This window comes from Bacteroides sp. An269 (assembly GCF_002159755.1).
Taxonomy (GTDB): Bacteria; Bacteroidota; Bacteroidia; order Bacteroidales; family Bacteroidaceae; genus Phocaeicola; species Phocaeicola intestinalis.
In genome coordinates this window covers 30,491-52,364 of the sequence record NZ_NFJG01000012.1, presented here as the reverse complement: position 1 = coordinate 52,364, position 21,874 = coordinate 30,491, and the positions used below count along the sequence as shown (strand labels likewise).

The window sequence follows — 21,874 nt, the reverse complement described above, 5'->3', positions numbered from 1 at the left end:
TTTGCACCGCAATTCAACGGAATGCCCAGATGGCGGAATCGGTAGACGCGCTGGTCTCAAACACCAGTGGAGTAAAATCCATCCCGGTTCGACCCCGGGTCTGGGTACATAAAAAGGCTGATAATCGACTGATTATCGGCCTTTGTTATTTTCCGTTTTTTTAGAGGAACAAAAGTTCACTATCTCACGAAAAATGCGTATCTTTGACCGTTTTAAAAAGTAGACTGAAAAGATATGAGCGAAGAACTGACCCTAAACAGCGGAAATACGTATTCGGCAAGCAGCATTCAAGTATTGGAAGGACTGGAAGCCGTACGCAAACGCCCCGCTATGTATATTGGCGATATCAGCGAAAAAGGATTACACCATCTGGTGTACGAAGTAGTAGATAACTCCATTGATGAAGCACTCGCCGGTTATTGCACCCACATAGAAGTAACTATCAACGAAGACAATTCAATCACCGTGCAAGACAACGGGCGAGGCATCCCAGTAGATTTTCACCAAAAGGAAAAAAAGTCGGCACTGGAAGTTGTGATGACCGTCCTCCATGCCGGAGGTAAATTCGACAAAGGCTCATACAAAGTATCTGGAGGACTGCACGGTGTCGGTGTATCGTGTGTGAATGCATTGTCTACCCACATGGTGACCAATGTGTTTAGAAACGGAAAAATCTACCAACAAGAATATGCATGTGGAAAGCCACTTTATCCTGTAAAGGAAGTAGGAACGACCGATATTACTGGAACCCGTCAGACTTTCTGGCCTGATGCATCGATTTTTACCACTACCGAATACAAGTATAACATTCTCCAGGCACGTATGCGCGAGCTTGCCTACCTGAATAAAGGTATTACTATTACCTTGACCGACAAGCGCGAAAAAGAAGAGGATGGTTCGTACAAACAAGAGGTCTTTCATTCGGAAGAGGGCGTAAAAGAGTTTGTACGCTTCCTTAATTCAAGCAATACACCACTCATCGATGATGTCATCTATCTGAATACTGAAAAACAGGGTATTCCTATCGAGTGTGCCATCATGTACAACACAGGCTTCCGCGAAAACCTCCATTCATATGTAAACAACATCAACACCATCGAGGGAGGTACGCACGAAGCAGGATTCCGCACGGCATTGACTCGTGTGCTGAAGAAATATGCCGAAGACAGCAAGGCATTGGAAAAAGCCAAGGTAGAAATTTCGGGCGAGGACTTCCGTGAAGGGCTGATAGCAGTCATTTCGGTAAAAGTAGCAGAGCCACAGTTTGAAGGACAGACTAAAACCAAATTGGGTAACAACGAAGTGAGCGGTGCTGTCAACCAAGCCGTGGGTGAAGCTCTAACTTATTATTTGGAAGAACATCCGAAAGAAGCCAAACTTATCGTAGACAAGGTAGTATTGGCAGCTACGGCACGCATTGCAGCCCGTAAGGCACGTGAATCTGTACAACGTAAAAGCCCGATGGGTGGAGGAGGGCTTCCGGGCAAGCTTGCCGACTGCTCCAGCCGCACACCCGAAGAATGCGAACTGTTCCTTGTCGAAGGTGATTCGGCAGGTGGCTCTGCCAAGCAGGGCAGAAGCCGCCAGTTTCAAGCCATCTTGCCGTTAAGAGGTAAAATCTTAAACGTAGAGAAAGCCATGTGGCACAAAGCGTTTGAAAGTGACGAAGTAAACAACATCATACAGGCACTGGGGGTACGCTTCGGTGTAGATGATTCGGAAGACAGCAAGAAGGCAAACATTGAGAAGCTGCGCTACAACAAAGTCATAATCATGACGGATGCTGATGTTGACGGCTCGCACATTGATACCCTGATTATGACTTTATTCTATCGCTACATGCCTGAAGTAATCCAGGGCGGACACCTTTACATCGCCAATCCTCCTCTCTACAAATGCACCAAAGGCAAAATCAGCGAATATTGCTATACCGATGAAGAACGTCAGGCATTTATGCAGAAATACGGTGACGGTACCGAAACAGGTATCCACACTCAGCGTTACAAAGGTTTGGGTGAAATGAATCCGGAACAGTTGTGGGAAACGACCATGAATCCGGAAACCCGCATTCTGAAGCAAGTCAGCATCGAAAACGCAGCAGACGCCGACTACATTTTCTCCATGCTGATGGGTGATGATGTAGCTCCACGACGTGAATTCATAGAAAGACACGCCACATATGCGAATATCGACGCATAAGGCGTTTTTATTAACTTCATATTCATTCACAATTAAAAATCCAGCCCCGCATCTTACACTAGGGGAAGCTCCAGCAATGCATTTTGTTGCTGGAGTTTTTTTTATTCCCACATTGACACATTCCCACATTTGCATATTATCATATAATTCCTTATATTTGACACATAAACTAACCAACAGAATCAGATGAAACTCACATTCCGTATCCAATACCATACTGTTTGGGGAGAAGACCTCCGTGTCATCTTCGATGAAGGTGACCCTCTCTTTCTCCAGCTTTCCACCCGCGACGGAAGCGAATGGAAAGGAAGTTGCGATTATTCGCCTGCCGAGTCCGGACGTCCTATCACCTATCGTTACGGGGTGTTCCGCGACGATATGTGCATCCGCAAGGAACTGGGAGCTATTGCACACACCGTGTATTCGGGCAATGTCCAGCAACATCAATACCTCATAGAAGATTGCTGGCGCGATCTTCCTACCGAAAATTACCGTTATAGTTCCGCCTTTAATGATGTCCATCCACTGACATCGCCCAATCGATTGAGCAACAATGTGGGAAGCTGCATCACTTTCCGTGCCCTTTGTCCGGGATTGCATGTACAAGGACAGGAACTGGGAATTATCGGGAGCTGTAGTGCACTGGGTAATTGGGAGTATTGCCGTCCTATCCGGATGCACGAGGTTGCTTCGGGCGTGTGGCAGCTCACATTGGATGCATCGGCACTAAAATCACCATTCGAGTATAAGTTTGTCGCCATCAACGAGAAGACGGGAGCTGTAGAAGAATGGGAAACGCGTCCTAACCGCCTTTTTCAGATACGTCCGCTTCAACGCGGAGAAACTTATCTGCCTGCCGAAGCAGAAGTATTCTTCAACCGTCCTGCCTGCCGTATTGCGGGAACAGCCATTCCTGTGTTTTCGCTCCGCTCGGAAGGAAGTTGCGGTGTAGGTGACTTCGGCGACCTGAAACGGTTCATCACGTGGGCCATCGAGACCGGACAACGTGCCGTACAGATACTCCCTATCAATGATACTACAATGACTGGTACGTGGATGGACTCATATCCCTACAACAGTATCTCCATTTATGCTTTTCACCCGATGTATATTGACCTGCGCCAGTTGCCTGCATTGAACGATGAAGAAGCAATGAAGGCTTTCGAGCGACGCCGTATTACCCTGAACGGCTTGTCGCAGGTTGACTATGAAAAAGTAAACTGCCTGAAACGGGAATACCTGCATACCTTATTCCACCAAGAGCAAGAACAATTTCTGGAAATGCCGGAATTCAAAGCTTTCGTGCAAAAGAACGAAGAATGGCTACAGCCTTACGCTGTATTCAGCGTGTTGCGCGACCGGAATGGCACTGCCGATTTTCGCCGATGGGGAGTGGACAGCGTATACCAAGCAGACCGAGTGCAGCAAATGTGCATCCCCGGAAGTACGTACTACGAAGACATCTGTTTCTACTATTTTTTGCAATACTACTTGCACGTACAACTGCTTGATGCCTGCACCTACGGACGCAGCCAGGGAGTCATCGTGAAAGGTGATATCCCTATAGGTATCAGCCGCAACAGCGTGGAGGCATGGGTAGAGCCTTATTATTTCAATATGAACGGGCAAGCAGGAGCTCCTCCCGATGCTTTTTCCACCAACGGACAAAATTGGGGAATGCCCACCTACAACTGGCAAGTGATGGAGAAAGACCAGTACCATTGGTGGCAACGACGTTTCCGCAAGATGGCAGAATACTTCACGGCCTACCGCATCGACCATATCCTTGGTTTCTTCCGTATCTGGGAGATTCCTTATCATTCTGTCCACGGATTATTGGGGCAATTCGTCCCTTCGCTTCCAATGAGCAAAGAAGAAATACAAAGCTTCGGACTCGATTTCGACAAGGAACGTATGACACGTCCGTACATTGATGACCAGTTGATAGATAAACTTTTCGGTGACAAGGCACACGAGGTGCGCCACACTTTTTTGAAACATCTTCCCAGCAAACTGTATGCCTTGCGACCCGAATACAACACTCAACGTAAGGTCGAGACATACTTTGACGGAAAGGATGACCCCGCCAGTACGGATATGCGCGAAAAACTCTATTCACTCATCAGCGATGTGCTCTTCATCGCTGACCGCGATGACCCTAATAAATTCCATCCACGCATCGCCGTACAGAACGAACCGGTATTCTGCCACCTTTCTGCTAAAGAACAGCAAGCATTCAACCGCCTTTATGATCATTACTACTACCAGCGTCATAATGAATTCTGGTACCACGAAGCGATGAAAAAACTACCCATACTGCTTCAAGCAACCCCGATGCTGGTATGCGGAGAAGACTTGGGTATGGTACCGGGCTGCGTACCTTGGGTAATGAACCAGTTACAAATACTTTCACTCGAAATCCAGCGGATGCCCAAACAAACCGGTATAGAGTTTGGCAGACCCGAGAACTATCCTTACCTCTCGGTATGTACCATCGGCACCCACGATATGACTACCCTGCGCGGCTGGTGGAAAGAAGACTCCACCGTTACCGACCGCTTCTATCATAACGAACTGCACTACTGGGGCACAACACCCGAAGAAGCTCCTGGCTGGTTATGCGAGGAAATCGTCCGCCGTCACCTGCAGTGTCCTTCGATGCTTTGTATCCTGACGTGGCAAGACTGGACCGCAATGGACGAAGCCATCCGTAATGCAGACATTGATGCCGAACGCATCAATATCCCGGCCAATCCACATAATTACTGGCGCTGGCGGATGCATATCACCCTCGAAAAGCTGATGAGTCTTACCGACTTCAATCAACATATTCGCCAGATGATTGCTGAAAGCGGAAGAGCAGACGGATAAAGTTTTTTCTTTAAAACACAGTTTTTCGTTGACTAGTTCTATAGATTGAAAATTCAAAACAGCTAATCTGCGAAAAACTGTGTTTGCTTGCTTAGAAACTGTTTTGAATTTCTCCCAAAAGTTTTTCTCGTCTTGATGCATTCGTTTTCGTATGTACTTTGGGCAATTTTTTGTTCCTTTCCGTTTCTATTCTTCGTCAGCTAGCCCACTATCTTCCTCATCACACAAACGGGAATGCCTCAAAAACGCATTACGGTAAATTCAAAACAATTTCTTAATTTTTAATCCGAATCAGCAGATTCGCCAATATTGCCGTAAGTCCTCCGGTAGTGATGCCTGATGAAAAAATAGTGCGTAGGGTTTCGGGAAGCTGGCAGAGAATGTCAGGTACCAGTTCTACGCTTAAGCCAAAGGAAAAACTTAGGGCAACAACCAATGTTGCCTTGCGGTCAATGTCTTGTGAAGCAATGATACGTATACCTGCTGCTGCCACCGTGCCGAACATCAGCAACGTGGCACCGCCCAGTACCGGTTCAGGCATCAGCGAAAAGACCAATCCCACTGCAGGAAACAATCCCAATATAATCAGCATCGCGGCAATGTAGTAACCCACATAACGGCTTGCTACACCCGTCAGTTGTATCATCCCGTTGTTTTGGGCAAAAATGGAATTGGGAAACGAATTAAGGCAAGCAGCTATCATCGAATTAAAGCCATCAGCAAAGATGCCTCCTGAAGCACGGCGGACAAACTTCTCTCCCTCTACAGGCTCGCCCGAAATTAGTGAGTTTGCCGTAATGTCACCATATGCCTCAATGGCGGTAATAAGATAAATCAATGCCAAGGCTATGATAGAAGATATATCAAAAGAAAGTCCATAACGGAAAGGCATGGGAACATTCAGTCCGCCATAATCCGGGATAGAAGCGAAATCTACCATCCCCAGACACCATGCCACTATATAACCGATAGCGAGTCCAATGACAATGGAACTCATACGCAGGTAACGGTTTGAACTACGGTTAAAAAAGATAATCAAAACCAACACCAGTCCGGCGAGTCCCACATGACGCAGGCTGCCGAAAGTTCCGTCGGCTTGTGCTGCAGCTCCGCCTCCGCAAGCCGTGATGCCCACCCGTATCAGACTCATGCCAATAAGAGTTACCACAATACCCGACACCAACGGGGTGATAATCCGACGGGTATATTTCAATAAACGACTGATAAACATCTCGACCGATGCAGCAGCCATACAGGCACCAAAGATAGCTGAAAGCCCTCCGGTCAGTCCTGCTGCAATAATAGGACCGATAAACGAAAAGCTGGTACCTTGTATGCACAGTAAACCACATCCGATAAAACCTATGCGGCGACATTGGATGAAAGTGGAAATGCCCGAAGCAAATAATGCCATTGATACCAGATAACCAGTTGTTTCCAAATCCAATTTTAGAGCACCGGAAATAATGAGCGGCGGGGTGATAATTGCCACAAAAATGGCCAAGAGATGCTGCAATGCGGCAAAAAGAGTCTCACGCAAGGGCGGACGGTCATCCAGCCCATAGATTAACCCGGAAGATACTACAGGTCCTTGATGTTCTTCCATTATTCGCGGATTTTGATTTCACAATTCTCCAAACTCTCAATGATAGCAAGCGACTCGACGTGTATCCCCTGCTGACGCAAGTAGTCACCTCCGTGCTGAAACGCTTTTTCTATTAAGAATCCCATCCCCACCAATTCAGCTCCTGCCTGCTGTACCAGATCAATGACACCTTTGGCTGCATTACCGTTCGCCAGAAAATCATCAATAAACAACACCCTGTCGCCCGGACACAGGTAATCACGGCTGACACAGACTTCATACGAACGGTCTTTGGTGAACGAATAAACCATTGTGGTCAGCATATTCTCCATGGTACTGGGACGTTTTTTCTTGGCGAACACTACCGGCAATTCGAGAAGATAGCCTACCATAATGGCTGGAGCAATGCCACTCGCCTCGATGGTCATCACCTTATTTATATCTGTACTTGCAAACCGGCGGACAAACTCTACCGCCATCGATTTCATCAAAACCGGATCCATCTGGTGATTGATGAAATTGTCTACTTTCAAGATTCCTCCTTCAAAACATTTTCCGTCCCGCAAAATACGCTCTTTCAGTGCTTTCATATTGTGTAAATTTTGTCTTTCGCGCCACAGATTACATAGATTTGAGAACAATGCTTACATCCGTATTACTATGTTCTTCAGTCTATGTAATCTGTAATGAGTTAATTTTGTGCAAAGGTACGGCTTTTTATCCTATTTCCGGCAATACATGGAGCAGAGATATTATCTGGAAAGCGAAAAAAATCAAACATTCTCCGGTTCTCCATCTACCACCAAGTTTCCTCCACCTGTTACTTCACCGGTAGCCCATTCGGTCACATCGGAATCGCCAATAATCAGTTGTCCGTCATTGATACGGATGGTATACTGGTAGCAATAACCGGCGGCAAATGCGTGACTGATATTTTGCGTGCTTGCCGTGAACGATACGCCGTCGCGTGTATAGCCAATAGAGAATGTCAGCGTCACTTGGCTTTCCGACGGATTGAGCAACAAGGCTATCTGTGTATCGGTAACATCATCAATGGTTGTGCCTCCTGCAGACATCGTCCACTTGTTCTTCGCTTCGGCTCCCGATATTTCAGTCATTAATTCGCTGGTGAAATTGTATGTATGCTCCGTAAAACAACCTTCACCTTCAATGCTGACTTCATTTAACAAAGTTTCCATATTGCCCTCGTCAACCAAAGTTATCAACAACAGACTGTATGTGTGTTTGAACGCATTGGCACCGGTAAAATTAACCGTACCATTATTGTCGCCGAAGTTACATTCTTTTGTCGCTACCAAAAAGTCGTATGTCCCCAGTTCGGCAAGTTTGCCTGACTGAAGACTGAGGTCGGGCATTGGCACTTGGCTGCGCGTAGCTCCCGCTTGGTAAGGATAAAATGCGCAGAAAGCAAAATCACTGGTCAGGTCGGGCCAAGACAGTCTGGCGGCAGCTTCCCAAGTGCCTGCTTTGTTGGTAAACAATGTCGGGCTATCTTCCTCGGGCATAAAGAAACCAATTTCATCCCCCGGATTGAATGACACATTGCCACCCTCATCTGTCGTTGTACGGCTTTCCACACTGCCCGAGACTTCAGCACGCAGGCGGATATCGGTATTTTCTTTTGCCGTTCCCACTTCGGGAACGTTCTCTTGCTGGCAGGCAAACATTGTCAATGACAAAGCTATGCCCAATAATACTTTTGTTTTCATCTGAATATAATTTAATATACTAATCATTTATAACTAACGCAACATTTGTCGGTTGTATCTGTTTGGCACCAGTTTTTTTTCAAGATTATTTCTGCATTCCTTTATTTTCCTTACCTTTGCCCTTAGAAGCTGTTTTGAATTTATCGCACGAAAACGGATACATTAAGCCGAGAAAAACTTTTTGGAGAAATTCAAAACAGCTTCTTAGATAGTAACCAAATTTAAAAACAGCGATATGAAAAAAATTTCATTCTTCCTTCTTTGTTCCCTGATTTCCGTATGGACATATGCACAAGAAGCCAAATACGTGTTTTTCTTCATCGGCGACGGAATGGGAGTCAACCAAGTACAGGGTACCGAACTTTATTTGGGCGAACTGGATGGTAAAATCAGACTTACCCCGCTCGACTTTACCGAATTCCCCTATGCCACTACCAGTTCCACCTATTCAGCAACCAATGGCGTAACCGATTCAGCAGCCGGAGGCACTGCACTTGCCACTGGCACAAAGACTAAAAACGGTACCATCGGCATGGAGCAGGACCAGCAGACCCCCATCGCCAGTATCGCCATGCGGGCAAAAGAGAAAGGATGTCGTGTGGGTATCGCTACCAGCGTAAGTATAGACCATGCCACACCTGCTGCTTTTTATGCTCACAACCCGAACCGGAAAAACTATTACCAGATAGGGAAAGACTTGTTTACTGCCGGTTTCGACTTTTACGCCGGTTCTGATTTTCTCGACCCCGATAACCACGGGCAAGGCGAAAGTCTCTATACGCTTGCCTCACAGTATGGATATACCTTGGCAAGAGGATACGAAGACTTCATGGCAAAAAATGAACAGGCCGACAAACTTATCCTGCTGCAGACCGAAAAAGCTTCGGCAACCTACCGTGATGCTATTCCCTATGCTATCGACCGTCGCGAAGGTGATCTTTGCCTGAGCGACATCACAAGTGCTGCTATCCGTTTCCTTTCGAAAGACCTAAGCAAAGGTTTCTTCTTGATGGTAGAAGGTGGAAAAATTGACTGGGCATGTCATAGTAACGATGCTGCTACAGCATTCCGGGAAGTGGTTGATCTGAACGAATCCATCCGCCAGGCACTTCAGTTTTACGAAAATCATCCCGATGAAACTCTCATTGTCATCAGTGCTGACCATGAGACAGGTGGTTTGGTGCTGGGTACAGGTGCATATGCCCTCAACCTGCAAGCCCTGCAATACCAGCGCGTAAGCGAAACTGCCTTTACCTCCATACTGAACAGTCTACGTCGCCAGACGGGCAACCGCGTGACGTGGGAGCAGGCACGTCAGGCACTTGCCGACAACTTCGGGTTCTGGAATGAACTGAAACTGACCGAACAACAAGCAAAACGCCTTGAGGAAGTATATTGCCGCACTTTTACTGGCTCCGATGTAGAAATGGAAAAAAGTGAATATGCACAAGACGAACCACTGGCAGCCGAAGCCGTACGCATTATCAATGAAATAGCCATGGTAGGTTGGGTCAGTGGCGGCCACTCGGCTGGCTACGTACCCGTATTTGCCATTGGAGCCGGAGCCGACCATTTCCAGGGACGAATGGACAATGTCGAGATTCCGGCACGCATTGCCGAAATTGCACACTACCAGTAAAAAACTGTTTATATTTTACCTAGGTTTGTTTTGAGAATTGTTTTCGAAGGTGTTTTTTGATTTTATAAGGAGGACAAGTAAGCTATCTGACGAAGAACAGAAGCGGAAAGGATCCAAAATTCGTCAAAATAGTTAAAGTTGTTGATTGGGTTGTATTATCAATCCAAAGGGTATCTTTTTATAGTTTCCATATCAAAACCGTACGTTCTTGATATGGAAACCGTATGTTTTCGATATGGAAACCGTACGGTTTCCATATGGAGAACGTAAAAAGAAGACAGTTTGAAACAGATACTGAACCTTTCAATCATACATTGATTTGTATCTGTCCAACAAACTTATCGGAGAAATTAAGAAGCTGTTTTGAATTTCTCCAAAAAGTTTTTCTTGGCTTGATGTATCCGTTTTCGTGTGTGCTTTGGGCGATTTTTTGGTCCTTTCCGCTCCTGTTCTTCGTCAGATAGCCCGCTATCTTCCTCATCACAAAAGCGAAAATGCCTCAAAAACTCATCCCAAATCATCGCACGATAAATTCAAAACAGCTTCTGAAAAAGGAAGAAAAAAATTCGATTATCGAGATTTGCCCAGTCCGTAATGTAATAGCACGTTTCGGTAACAAGTGGGCGTTGCTGGTCGTACTGGTAATCAGCGAGCACGAATGTGTCCGTTTCAATGAGTTATGCCGCCTGATTCCGGATGTTTCTTCACGGGTGTTATCGGGTACGCTCAAGACACTGGAAGCCGATGCCCTTGTTGCCAGAAAAGTGTATCCTACCGTGCCGCCAAAGGTAGAATACCGTCTGACGGATATAGGCCGCTCGCTCGTGCCGCTCATCGCTCAACTGACCGAATGGGCGCAGACGAACATGAAGACCATCGTCAAGCACCGTAAGGCGTTCGATACAAAGGCTGCGAAAGCAAATTAACAGGTTGTTTTCCTGTATATATAACACTTTCTCCTTTTTGTTTAACATCCAAAAGTTTGTCCATGCATATTTTTGCAGTCGTAAAAATATATCTTGTAAAAGCGGTGTGAATATCTATTGTGGCAAAGTAAAGAAATAATGAAAATACAGAAAGGGAAAATTATTGAAATCAATACAGTGGAGGAATACGTCGCCCTGTTTGGCTGTCCGCCGATATGCCATCCACTGTTGAGCGTCTGCCGCCTGTCTGATGTAAAAGACTACAGTCCTATCGGTAAACCGGTGCGGTTGAACCTCTATACCATCACGATAAAGGACAAGACCACCTGTAATGCAAGCTACGGGTGGCGCAGCTATGACTTTACACGCGGCTGCATGAATTTCTTTGCACCGGGGCAAGTGCACAGTTGGGAAGAGAAAACTGTAAACACCGGCAGATGGGGATGGATGCTGGCTTTCCATCCCGACTTCATACGCAAATATCCGTTAGGCGCAAAAATCGGCAGGCTGAAATTCTTTTCCTACGATGTGAGGGAAGCCCTGCACATATCCGACATGGAGCGGAACGTAGTGGAGAATATCCTGGAAAACATCGAGAACGAGTACAGGCAAAACATCGATGCACATACGCAGGACATTATCGTCTCGCAGCTTGATGTCCTGCTGAATTATTCGGAACGCTTCTATACGAGGCAATTCCAGACACGCAGTAGTGTGGAGCCCGACATCGTGACACGGGTACATCTCCTGCTTCAAAAGCATATAGACGAGCATCGCAAAGAGTTTATTTCCGTCAATGCCTTAGCCAGTGAATTGAACATGTCTCCCCATTATCTCAGCGACCTATTGCGCAGCCAGACCGGAATGAACACGCAACAGTACATCCACGCATTTCTGATAGAGCAGGCAAAATCCTTGCTGGCGACTACACAACTGTCCGTAAGCGAGATTGCATACCGGTTGGGATTTGAATATCCCCAACACTTCAACCGCCTTTTTAAGAGCAAGACGGGCATTACCCCATTGGAATATAGAAATATGAACTGACACGTATATGGAACAAACTGAAAACAAAGGAATGTCGCGCCGTTCTTTCCTGAAACGGCTGGGTATCATCGGTGCGTCTACCGGATTGTCTGCCTGCGGACACGGGCAAGCCGGACAAGAAACCATGGGCGGGGAAATGGCTTACCGCACCGACCCTAAGACAGGACAGCAAGTCTCCCTGTTGGGCTACGGTTGTATGCGCTGGCCACCCGCCACCTCTCCACAAAAGGACGGTTGTCCGATAGACCAAGAGACGGTAAACGGATTAATAGACTATGCCATAGAACATGGCGTGAACTACTTCGATACCGCTCCCATTTACGGGCAAGGTTGGTCGGAAACCGTTACGGGGAAAGCATTGAAGCGTCATCCCAGAGAAAAGTTCCTCATTGCCACCAAGATGTCAGGGGCATCCGACCTTTCTCGCGAGAATCTGACAGTCATGTATCACCGCTCGCTTCAGCATTTGCAAGTCGATTACATAGACTATTACCTCCTGCACGGCATAGGTGGTGGCGGAATGAGCCTGTTCAACAAGCGTTTCATACAAAACGGGATGCTCGACTTCCTACTTGAGGAACGGGAACAGAGAAGAATCCGACATCTCGGCTGGTCCTTTCATGGCGATATTGAAGTGTTCAATCGTGTGCTGCAGATGCACGAACAAGCGCATTGGGACTTTGTGCAAATCCAACTCAATTATGTGGACTGGAGGCATGCTTCCGCTTACAATGCCGACTGGCAAAAGGCCATGGGAGACGACACCAACGCCGAATACCTGTACGGAGAATTGGCAAAGCGTGACATCCCCGTAGTCGTCATGGAACCTTTACTGGGCGGAAGGTTGGCCAACGTCACACAAGACGTACTGGCTCAGATGAAACAGAAGCGTCCGGATGACACGGCTGCGGCATGGGCTTTTCGCTTCGCCGGGTCATTCCCGAAGGTGCTGACCGTTCTTAGCGGAATGACTTATAAAGAACATTTGCAAGATAACCTACGTACCTTCTCACCGCTCGTCCCTTTGTCTGAAGCCGAACAGGATTTTTTACAAGACGTAGCGGAACGAATGAAGGACAGCCAGAATATCCCCTGCACCGACTGCAGGTATTGCATGCCCTGTCCATACGGGATAGATATTCTGGCGAACTTCCTCCATTACAACAAATGCGTCAACCACGGCTATGTTTCCAAAAGCCATCTGGATGCCAATTATGAGGAAGCCCGGAGAGCCTTTCTGATAGGTTATGACCGCCGCGTGCCTAAATTGAATCAGGCAAGCCACTGCATCGGTTGCGGGCAATGCGTGTCCCAATGCCCGCAGGGCATCGACATACCGTCACAGATGAGAATGATTGATGATTATGTGGAGCAGTTGAAGCAAGGAACTTTATAGGAAATGATTTCGGTACATTTATCCCACTTCCAATTATTGAAACATTTCTCATAAATGCAGTGCCTGCTTGCTTGATTCTTGCGCAAAATCATTACTTTTGTGCTTATTGAATCCTTTAAGCAAAAGGAATATATGGAGAATTACGAAGATTGCTTCCACCAAACATTGATCGGAAAAGAACGGATGAAGATAAAACAAACTTTGCAAGAGCCGATGAACACATACAATATCATATCCCTTCATGCCCACCCTGAATGGCGCATTCCTGCAGCCAGATGGTTTCAAGAAAAATGGGAAATTCCTTTAGAGGAGTATCTGACAAGTATCGATGAAAGTATTAAAGGAACTGTAGCTGTTCCTCAATGGTACATAGTAATTGAAGGGCAACAGATAATTGCCGGAGCCGGTGTGATAGAAAACGACTTTCACGACCGCAAAGACCTGACTCCGAATATCTGTGCCTTATATGTGGAACCGGAACGACGTTGCCGCGGCATTGCCGGACATCTGTTGGAACATATCTGCAAGAATATGGCTGTAAAAGGTATCAGCACCCTCTACCTCATCACGGAGCATACCTCGTTTTACGAACGTTATGGCTGGGAATACCTGTGCATGGTGAAGGGCGACGATGGGGAACAGATGCGGATGTATAAAAAATCGCCCAAAGCACACACGAAAACGGATACATCAAGACGAGAAAAACTTTTTGGAGAAACTCAAAACAGTTTCTAAAACCTGAGATTCGGTTACTCAAACGACAAATAAGGCATCAATCGCTTCAAATCTTCTTCGCTAAACTCTTCAAAAAGGGATAATTGTGCTATATCTTTCAAATTCCCACGTTTACGGCGATATTCGATGATGGCTTTTGCCTTGTAAAAATCCATATAGGGATGCGAGCGCAGACGGTCAAGGCTGGAATGGTTAACTCTTAACTTCCGGAAAGGAGGAGTTGTTATCCGGAACCAACGGTTCACCAAAGTATCAATGTAAGGAATTTCCTGTAACTGGCTCACGGCGTGAAAGCCTCCAAGACGGTTGCGGTAAGCTACAATCATCCGTGCCAGTCCACTACCGATACCTGGTATATGTTTCAACATAACCGTATCGGCCATATTCAAATCAATTACTGTACCTTCAACATATTTAACCGTTACCGGATAAAGCGTAGTACTATCGCGAAACACTGTTGCTGGCCGGCTCATAGCCGTGTCTTGTCTGCGCAACCGATTATGTATTCCGATACGAACGTAAGGATGCAGCGCTTCGTATTGTTCCGATGTCAAGCCATATATTCGTCTAAAAGCTTCGGGAGTGCGGAATATACCACCTTTCGCACGGTATTTTAGGATATTGCTTATGACGAAATCAGATAGTCCCAAATCACTAAGAGTTGTCGAATCCGCAGTATTAGGGTCAAAAGGAAATAAAACTGTTACCGTAGGGCTAGAATGCATAGGCGATGAACGTCGGTGCAAGCGTTCTTTCTTACGGACGTTTGCCAGAAAAGAGTCTACAGATTCATTATCTGTAGCCGAAGGCAATAATGCTTTACCTTGTTTTTCTTTCAACCATAAATTGCCGCACACAAGAAGTATCAGTACCGCCAACAACATCACAATGGCACGCCGGTCGGCTTTGCTGAAGTAAAAAAAATGTTTCCACATTACGAATAAGACCTATAGCCAACCCAGTTCGTTGACAAAAACCAACAAAATGCCGATAGGAGTAAGATAGCGCAGCAGGAAGATAAGCAGCGGATAATAAGGAGCACGCAATGTCCCCCAATTAGTCACTTCCTCACGTACCTTCTTCTGATCCAATTTCCACGACACAAAGATAGCGACAAACATGCCTGCTACAGGTAACATAATTTTTGCCGTAAGAAAATCCAGTGCATCAAACAGGTTCATACCAGCTATCCGCACATCATTCCAATCACCCAATGCCAGCGATGAAACCACACCGATAATCAAACTACCTGTTGTTACCAGCCACGCTGCGCGGCTGCGCGTAAATCCGAATTTCTCGTGCAGGAAAGCAGTGGGAACTTCATGAAGTGAAATGGTAGAGGTAAGTGCTGCCAGTGCCAAAAGAATGTAAAACAGTATCGCACTGATACAAGCAAATAATGGAACTGCTCCAAAAGCTTGTTGAAATACATTAGGCAGGGTAATGAAAATAAGTGAAGGACCAGCATCGGGTTGGATTCCTACTGAAAAAGCAGCCGGAAAGATAATGAATCCCGATAATATGGAAATGCACGTACCAATGACACATACACTCATAGCTGTATATCCTAGCCGGGTGTCACGATTGAAATAAGAAGCATACGTCGAAAGGCATCCCATACCGAGGCTGAGCGAAAAAAAGGCCTGTCCCATAGCTCCTAAAACTGCATCGGAAGTAATTTTACTGAAATCGGGCTTAAGCAGGAATTCCAATCCCTTTACTGCACCCGGTAACATCACAGCACACACCGCAAGCAGCACAATCAAAATGAACAGCATCGGCATCATAATTTTCGAAGCACGCTCAATACCAGCCTGTACGCCCTTAACCACAATAATATGAGTCAACGCCACAAACACTACCAGCCAGATCAGCGGACGCCAAGGATTCTGAGAAAATTCATTGAACATTGCTACAAAGTCGTCTGCGGACTTGCCAAGCAAATTACCCGTTGCAGACTGGAATATATATTCCAGCGTCCAACCAGATACTACCGAATAATAGCCTAAGATAAGGAATCCAGTCAATACTCCCATATATCCTACATACTTCCATGCGGTTCCGGGAGCCAGTTTCTTGAATGCTTCACCCGTACTTGCCTTGGCACGCCGTCCGATAGTAAATTCAGCGATCATGATGGGTAATCCAAAAAGGAACACACACCCCAAATAAATAAGTATGAAGGCAGCACCTCCATGGTTCCCTGTCTCGTAAGGAAAACGCCACACATTTCCTAAACCTACCGCCGAACCTGCCGCAGCCAAGATGGCACCCAACTTGCTTGCGAAACCGACACGCTCACTATTTTGCATACATTCTGTCCTTTCTGTTTACATTTTAAAGTTCAAGTTCGGCAAATGTACGAAAAAGTTTGTATTTTCGCGGAAAATATGAATAAATTATATGATGAAACACTATCCGCTATCTATCTTCATTATAATTGCGATCTGCTACCTGTCTTTTTTCACTCCACCGAAAACCGAGATGGATGAAATCACCAATTTCGACAAATTGGTGCATCTCTGCATGTATGGGGGGCTGACTGTTATCATCTGGTTCGAATACCTGCGCCGGCACTCCCGTATCCATTGGCATCAGCTGATACTGGTCGGTATCTGTTTTCCAATACTGATGAGCGGCATTGTCGAAATTCTACAAGCGACTTGCACCTCCGACCGCAGTGGCGACTGGCTTGATTTTGCCGCAAACTGTACCGGTGTGTTGTTCGGTTGTCTGTTCAGCTGGTATGTCACACGACGGATAATTCAGAAAAATATGAATAAACCGGTTTGACAAATATATAATCAACAACAGAACTTTATTATGGATATATTGCTGATTATCATTGGTATCATCTGCCTGATAACAGGCTTGTTAGGTTGTGTGTTACCAATACTTCCCGGTCCACCACTGGCATATATCGGTATGCTATGCTTTCATTTTACTGCCCGTATGCAGTTCACTCCTACCCAATTGATTGTATGGGCTGTACTGGTGCTTATCGTGCAATTGCTCGACTATATTATACCTATGTTGGGAAGCAAGTATGCAGGCGGGACCAAATGGGGAAACTGGGGATGTATCGTGGGAACAGTGATAGGCTTGTTTTTTCCTCCTTGGGGCATCCTTGCCGGACCTTTTGTAGGGGCTGTTGCCGGTGAATTGCTCGGCGACAAAGACCTGAAGCACGCTTTGAAATCGGGCTTAGGGTCTTTGGCAGGTTTTCTGTTCGGCACCGCAGTCAAGCTGGTACTTTGTGGATATTTCATCTGGCAATTCATTGCGGCATTCTGAGGTATTATCGGAAATCTTTCAGTTCTTCCTGCAATCGTTGACGGGTAGAATGAATGCGGCTCTTTATTGTTCCTAGTGGCAAATCCATTTTATCAGCTATCTCTCGGTATTTGAATCCCGATACATACATCAGGAACGGAATACGGTATTCTTGAGGTAAGGCATTAACGATACTGTTCATTTCCTTCAAGTCGTATCCGTTATCTACCGTTACAGGCTCATCACTTTCGTTTTTATTTAGGTAAAACAGATTATCAGTCTGGTCAACATAAGTCTGGTCACGTTGTGTCTTACGGTAATTATTGATAAAAATATTACGCATGATGGTATAAACCCATCCCTTGAAATTAGTTTCATCGGTATACTTGTCTTCATTATCCAATACCTTTAGCGAGGTTTCCTGCAGCAGGTCATTGGCATCTTCACGGTCTGCTGTAAGCTTATAGGCGAAGTGACGTAATTCGGTTTGTACGCTCAGTAGATTCTGAGCAAAATTAGCTGTTCTCATTTACTTGTTGTTTATTCGGGTTAATATATGTCTGTCTCTATCGACACTGCAATATTAGCCCGAAAAACAACCCGGAACCTCCTAAAATCCGGTATTCCACCGGTTAAAATCTATCAACGGATAGTTTTTACCCCCTTTTCTATCAGTTCACAGGAGGTATCATCTGTTTTTTCTCCTCCATCTTTCCAAGTAGTATAAGGCTGCTTCATCAGAAATGAATTGTAATATCGGGTCTGACCAGTCACTTCCTTACCGATAAAGGCTGGCAGTTCCACCGATTCGGTTTCCGAACAAAGTTCTACTTCAGCAATTACCAGTCCTTCGTTTTCTCCGTGAAACTCGTCTACTTCGAACACATGTCCGGCATAATCGGCTAGATAACGGTATTTCTCGATGCGCCCCGGCTCACACAATTTCATTAATTCTTCGGCATCAGCCAAGGGGATTTCTTGTTCCCACTCATATCGGCTGGTACCTGCGGCGTTAGAAGGTCCTTTGATAGTAAGGTAACCTTTATTGTCGCGGATGCGGACTCTTACCGTCTTGCCTCGCGCACTACATATATAGCCTTGTTCGATACGGCTTTTTGCACGAGCCAAGCGGCGGTAAGAATCGTCAGTCACCAAAAATTTGCGTTCTATTTCTTGCGACATGGCTGAAGAAGTTTACATGACCGAAAAAGCGACAATCATCAGAATAGCCAGCAGCACCAGTACGATACACATATACTTGATAAGGCGATTGGCTTTTTCTTCTTCCCGGTTGCCATGTACCGGTTTTTTGTTACGTTTTGTTCCCATAGTGTTTTATGTTTTAGATTGGTTATGATTTTAATAAACCGGCAAGGTTCAGGTTTTTATGAAAACCTTGCCGACTTGTTAATTGATTCATGCCTCGCTGTCCGAGAATTCCATCAGATAGGCTTTGATAAAACCGTCTATTTTCCCATCCATTACCCCGTTGACATCCGAAGTCTGGTAATTGGTGCGATGGTCTTTCACACGACGGTCGTCGAATACATAGCTGCGTATCTGTGAGCCCCATTCAATCTTCTTCTTTCCAGCTTCTACCTTTGCCTGTTCTTCCATACGGTGTTGCAACTCTTTATCATACAAGATAGAACGCAACTGACGCATGGCGTTCTCCTTGTTTTTAGGCTGGTCGCGCGTTTCGGTGTTTTCAATCAGGATTTCTTCTTCCTCACCCGTATACGGATCTTTGTATTGGTAACGCAAGCGTACCCCCGATTCTACCTTGTTGACGTTCTGGCCACCGGCACCGCCACTCCGGAACGTATCCCAGGATAAACGGGCGGGTTCTACAGTCACTTCAATCGAATCATCTACCAATGGTGTGACAAATACAGAAGCAAAAGAAGTCATTCGCTTGCCTTGTGCATTGTAAGGCGAAACACGTACCAGACGATGTACTCCGTTTTCTCCTTTCAGGTAACCGTATGCATACGCCCCTTCAATATTCATTGTAACCGTCTTGATACCAGCCTCATCACCTTCCTGCAAGTTAGCGACCGACAACTTATAACCATGACTTTCTGTCCAGCGCATATACATACGCATTAACATGGATGCCCAATCTTGGCTTTCTGTACCTCCGGCACCCGAGTTAATTTTCAGTACACAGTCCATCTGGTCTGCTTCAGAACGGAGCATATTTTTCAGTTCCAATTCTTCCACCGCCTTAACCGCCTTGGCATAAGCCTCATCTACTTCGGCTTCTGTCACCAGTTCATCTTTATAAAAATCAAAAGCCAGTTCCAGTTCATCTGCCAAAGTTTTTACTTCATTATATCCGTCAATCCATGCCTGCAAAGCCTTTACTTTCTTCATCTGAGCCTCTGCCTTTTTCGCATCGTCCCAAAATCCAGGCACTTGTGTGCGAAGTTGTTCTTCCTCTACCTGCATTTTCTTGTTATCAATATCCAGATAACGGTTCAGTGCTTCTGTACGTTCTTTTATGTCTTTTAGTTGGTCTGTTGTTATCATATGTTTACTACTCCTTATTCAACTTGCAAAATTAGCCATTTTTACGTTAGTGTAAAAATTAGGAAACAAGAAAATCACTCTTCATACATTTTGTTGATTTCATTCGCATAATTTTTCATCAATACCGGACGTTTGATTTTCAGGGTATTGGTCAATTCACCTTTTTCCAAACTGAATGGTTCGGGCAATAAGGTGAACTTCTTGATTTGTTCGTAATGGGCAAATTCCTGCTGTAACGTATCGATACGCATCTGGAACAAGGCAATGATTTCGGGTTTCTTCAACAGGTCCGCACGGTCGGCATAAGCAATGTGATGGTCTTGGGCATACTTTTCCACCTGTTTGTATTCGGGCACAATCAGTGCAGAGACGAACTTGCGTTGGTCTGCTATGATAGACACCTGATCAATGTACCGGTCTACCACCAGTTTGGTTTCTATCGCCTGAGGGGCGATATATTTACCGTTTGATGTCTTGAACAAGTCCTTTATCCGATCGGTAAGGTATAAAAAACCATCTTTCATATAACCTGCATCCCCCGTATGAAACCATCCGTCTTCGCTGATTACCTTGCGAGTCAGGGCTTCTTTCTTGTAATATCCCTTTGTCACGGTCTCGCCTCGAAGCAAGATCTCACCATCCTCGCCGAACTTCAGCTCAAGTCCGGGAATAAGCCGTCCCACGGAACCCGTGCGGAAGTCGTCCATCCATCCCAACGAAACAGTGGCCGTAGTTTCAGTCAACCCGTATCCTACTACCATGTTGACGCCTACTGAATGGACGAATTCTTCTATTTGCTTTGACACCGCTGCTCCGGCTGTGGGAAAGAAATTGCCCCGTTCGATACCGATAGTCTTTTTCAGTACACTGTAAATCGTCTTTTCGTAAAACTTGTATTTCAGATGTAACATCGGAGGAGGTGTCTTACCGTTCATCAGATAATCGATGTTGTGTTCGCGTCCTGTCTTAAGCGCATCCAGCATCAGGCTTTTCTTTAGCCCCGAAGCTTCGTTTATCTTTTCATGGACACCTGCATATACTTTTTCCCAAAAACGTGGCACACTGCACATTGCCGTAGGACGAATTTCCTTAATAGTCATCTGTATATCTTGCGGATAAAGGTTGATGCAGAGCAGGCAACCCTTTGTCAGGCAGTAATACGACCACGCACGTTCGAACACGTGCGTAAAAGGTAGAAAATTCATCACCACATCCTGGTCGGTCAAGGTAAGCAATACCTTGTTATGCGCTTGGAAAGCTGCCTCATAACATGAATGATGCAACATCACTCCCTTCGATTCGCCCGTAGTACCTGAAGTGTAAAGAATGTTAGCAAGGTCAGTCGACACTGCAGCCCCCGTGCGCCGGTCTACTTCTGCCTGCAGTTCGTTTGCCTCACCCAACTGGAGGAAATCGTCATAATAAATAGAATGAGTATCTTCTGCTGCCCGCATTACATCGGGACTGAAAATGATGATTCGCTTCAGAGTCTTGCAAAGCTGCTGCACCCGATAGGCCACATCATATTGATATTGTTCGCCCACAAACAAATAGCGGATGGAGGCATCTTCTACGATATAATGCACTTGCGATTCCGAGCTGGTGGCATACAGCGGAATAGTAACTATGCGGCTTTTGAATGCCCCGAAATCGGTATAGAGACATTCAGGCATGTTCTGAGAGAACACACCTACATTTTCCTGTACCTCAACACCTAAAGCCACCAAGGCACGAGCCACTTTCTTTACCTTTCCGGCAAACTGATTCCACGAAACCGGAATCCATACACCTTGTTTGTAGTCACGGTATTTCAGAGCTGCACGTACGCCGTATTTCCCGGCCTGCCGTTCAATCAGTGTAGACAAATAAGATTCACTCATTTAAATTTTATTTATTTTGTAATCGCTACCTGCAAAGATAGGGTTTAATTTGAATAAATGA

At 45.7% G+C, this 21,874-nt stretch carries 20 protein-coding genes and 1 tRNA gene; 10 read left to right on the top strand and 11 right to left on the bottom strand.

What is annotated here, in order from left to right; genetic code table 11:
• The first annotated feature begins 23 nt into the window (after positions 1 to 23).
• The 3 genes from B5F71_RS04410 to B5F71_RS04400 all read left to right on the top strand — a co-directional run bounded on the left by B5F71_RS04410 (position 24) and on the right by B5F71_RS04400 (position 5,070).
• A tRNA-Leu gene (locus B5F71_RS04410) sits at positions 24 to 107 on the top strand.
• A 127-nt stretch (positions 108 to 234) separates the two neighbouring features.
• Positions 235 to 2,199 (top strand): DNA topoisomerase (ATP-hydrolyzing) subunit B, encoded by a 1,965-nt coding sequence (gene gyrB / locus B5F71_RS04405; RefSeq protein WP_022039830.1) that lies wholly within the window; start codon positions 235 to 237, stop codon positions 2,197 to 2,199.
• Positions 2,200 to 2,385: 186 nt separating this feature from the next.
• A complete protein-coding gene (locus tag B5F71_RS04400; protein WP_087207964.1) occupies positions 2,386 to 5,070 on the top strand; it encodes a 4-alpha-glucanotransferase in 2,685 nt (894 codons plus the stop codon).
• A 274-nt stretch (positions 5,071 to 5,344) separates the two neighbouring features.
• Here B5F71_RS04400 and B5F71_RS04395 read toward each other — a convergent pair whose 3' ends face one another.
• The 3 genes from B5F71_RS04395 to B5F71_RS04385 all read right to left on the bottom strand — a co-directional run bounded on the left by B5F71_RS04395 (position 5,345) and on the right by B5F71_RS04385 (position 8,385).
• Complete coding sequence (locus B5F71_RS04395) at positions 5,345 to 6,676, bottom strand: nucleobase:cation symporter-2 family protein (RefSeq protein WP_087207963.1); 1,332 nt, start codon at positions 6,674 to 6,676, stop codon at positions 5,345 to 5,347.
• Positions 6,676 to 7,245: a xanthine phosphoribosyltransferase gene (xpt, locus tag B5F71_RS04390; RefSeq protein WP_022039932.1), complete on the bottom strand. Its 570-nt coding sequence runs from the start codon at positions 7,243 to 7,245 to the stop codon at positions 6,676 to 6,678. Before xpt ends, B5F71_RS04395 begins: the two co-directional genes overlap by 1 nt.
• 183 nt (positions 7,246 to 7,428) lie before the next feature.
• Positions 7,429 to 8,385: a fimbrillin family protein gene (locus B5F71_RS04385; protein ID WP_158098034.1), complete on the bottom strand. Its 957-nt coding sequence runs from the start codon at positions 8,383 to 8,385 to the stop codon at positions 7,429 to 7,431.
• A 235-nt stretch (positions 8,386 to 8,620) separates the two neighbouring features.
• Here B5F71_RS04385 and B5F71_RS04380 point away from each other — a divergent pair, with 235 nt between their 5' ends.
• On the top strand, positions 8,621 to 10,024 hold the full coding sequence (locus tag B5F71_RS04380) for an alkaline phosphatase (protein WP_087207959.1): 1,404 nt from the start codon (positions 8,621 to 8,623) through the stop codon (positions 10,022 to 10,024).
• Between the two features lie 350 nt (positions 10,025 to 10,374).
• Here the strand turns inward: B5F71_RS04380 and B5F71_RS20115 are convergent, their stop codons facing one another.
• Complete coding sequence (locus B5F71_RS20115; protein WP_158098033.1) at positions 10,375 to 10,545, bottom strand: hypothetical protein; 171 nt, start codon at positions 10,543 to 10,545, stop codon at positions 10,375 to 10,377.
• Between B5F71_RS20115 and B5F71_RS04375 the strand changes: the two genes are divergently transcribed.
• From B5F71_RS04375 to B5F71_RS04360, 4 genes are all read left to right on the top strand, one after another.
• Positions 10,519 to 10,950 carry a helix-turn-helix domain-containing protein gene (locus tag B5F71_RS04375; protein WP_087207957.1) on the top strand — a complete coding sequence of 144 codons (432 nt, stop codon included), beginning with the start codon at positions 10,519 to 10,521 and terminating at the stop codon, positions 10,948 to 10,950. The two genes, B5F71_RS20115 and B5F71_RS04375, sit on opposite strands and share 27 nt — an antisense overlap.
• 138 nt (positions 10,951 to 11,088) lie before the next feature.
• Positions 11,089 to 11,997 (top strand): helix-turn-helix domain-containing protein, encoded by a 909-nt coding sequence (locus tag B5F71_RS04370; RefSeq protein WP_241148551.1) that lies wholly within the window; start codon positions 11,089 to 11,091, stop codon positions 11,995 to 11,997.
• 7 nt (positions 11,998 to 12,004) lie between these two features.
• Positions 12,005 to 13,393, top strand: a complete 1,389-nt coding sequence (locus B5F71_RS04365) for an aldo/keto reductase (RefSeq protein WP_087207956.1) — start codon at positions 12,005 to 12,007, stop codon at positions 13,391 to 13,393.
• 132 nt (positions 13,394 to 13,525) lie between these two features.
• Positions 13,526 to 14,128 (top strand): GNAT family N-acetyltransferase, encoded by a 603-nt coding sequence (locus tag B5F71_RS04360; protein WP_241148550.1) that lies wholly within the window; start codon positions 13,526 to 13,528, stop codon positions 14,126 to 14,128.
• A gap of 14 nt (positions 14,129 to 14,142) precedes the next feature.
• Here B5F71_RS04360 and B5F71_RS04355 read toward each other — a convergent pair whose 3' ends face one another.
• Both B5F71_RS04355 and B5F71_RS04350 read right to left on the bottom strand, forming a co-directional pair.
• Positions 14,143 to 15,063 (bottom strand): helix-hairpin-helix domain-containing protein, encoded by a 921-nt coding sequence (locus B5F71_RS04355; protein WP_087207954.1) that lies wholly within the window; start codon positions 15,061 to 15,063, stop codon positions 14,143 to 14,145.
• A gap of 12 nt (positions 15,064 to 15,075) precedes the next feature.
• Positions 15,076 to 16,440 (bottom strand): sodium-dependent transporter, encoded by a 1,365-nt coding sequence (locus B5F71_RS04350; protein ID WP_022039116.1) that lies wholly within the window; start codon positions 16,438 to 16,440, stop codon positions 15,076 to 15,078.
• A gap of 82 nt (positions 16,441 to 16,522) precedes the next feature.
• Here B5F71_RS04350 and B5F71_RS04345 point away from each other — a divergent pair, with 82 nt between their 5' ends.
• A complete protein-coding gene (locus B5F71_RS04345) occupies positions 16,523 to 16,921 on the top strand; it encodes a VanZ family protein (protein WP_087207952.1) in 399 nt (132 codons plus the stop codon).
• A 27-nt stretch (positions 16,922 to 16,948) separates the two neighbouring features.
• Positions 16,949 to 17,422, top strand: a complete 474-nt coding sequence (locus B5F71_RS04340) for a DUF456 domain-containing protein (protein ID WP_162609931.1) — start codon at positions 16,949 to 16,951, stop codon at positions 17,420 to 17,422.
• 4 nt (positions 17,423 to 17,426) lie between these two features.
• Here the strand turns inward: B5F71_RS04340 and B5F71_RS04335 are convergent, their stop codons facing one another.
• From B5F71_RS04335 to B5F71_RS04320, 5 genes are all read right to left on the bottom strand, one after another.
• Complete coding sequence (locus B5F71_RS04335; RefSeq protein ID WP_087207948.1) at positions 17,427 to 17,930, bottom strand: RNA polymerase sigma factor; 504 nt, start codon at positions 17,928 to 17,930, stop codon at positions 17,427 to 17,429.
• A 113-nt stretch (positions 17,931 to 18,043) separates the two neighbouring features.
• Positions 18,044 to 18,583: a CYTH domain-containing protein gene (locus tag B5F71_RS04330; protein WP_022039120.1), complete on the bottom strand. Its 540-nt coding sequence runs from the start codon at positions 18,581 to 18,583 to the stop codon at positions 18,044 to 18,046.
• A gap of 12 nt (positions 18,584 to 18,595) precedes the next feature.
• Positions 18,596 to 18,730, bottom strand: a complete 135-nt coding sequence (locus B5F71_RS21160) for a hypothetical protein (protein ID WP_022039121.1) — start codon at positions 18,728 to 18,730, stop codon at positions 18,596 to 18,598.
• An 87-nt stretch (positions 18,731 to 18,817) separates the two neighbouring features.
• Positions 18,818 to 19,933: a peptide chain release factor 2 gene (gene prfB, locus B5F71_RS04325; protein WP_022039122.1), complete on the bottom strand. Its 1,116-nt coding sequence runs from the start codon at positions 19,931 to 19,933 to the stop codon at positions 18,818 to 18,820.
• Positions 19,934 to 20,007: 74 nt separating this feature from the next.
• A complete protein-coding gene (locus B5F71_RS04320; protein WP_022039123.1) occupies positions 20,008 to 21,813 on the bottom strand; it encodes a long-chain fatty acid--CoA ligase in 1,806 nt (601 codons plus the stop codon).
• Between the last annotated feature and the right edge of the window lie 61 nt (positions 21,814 to 21,874).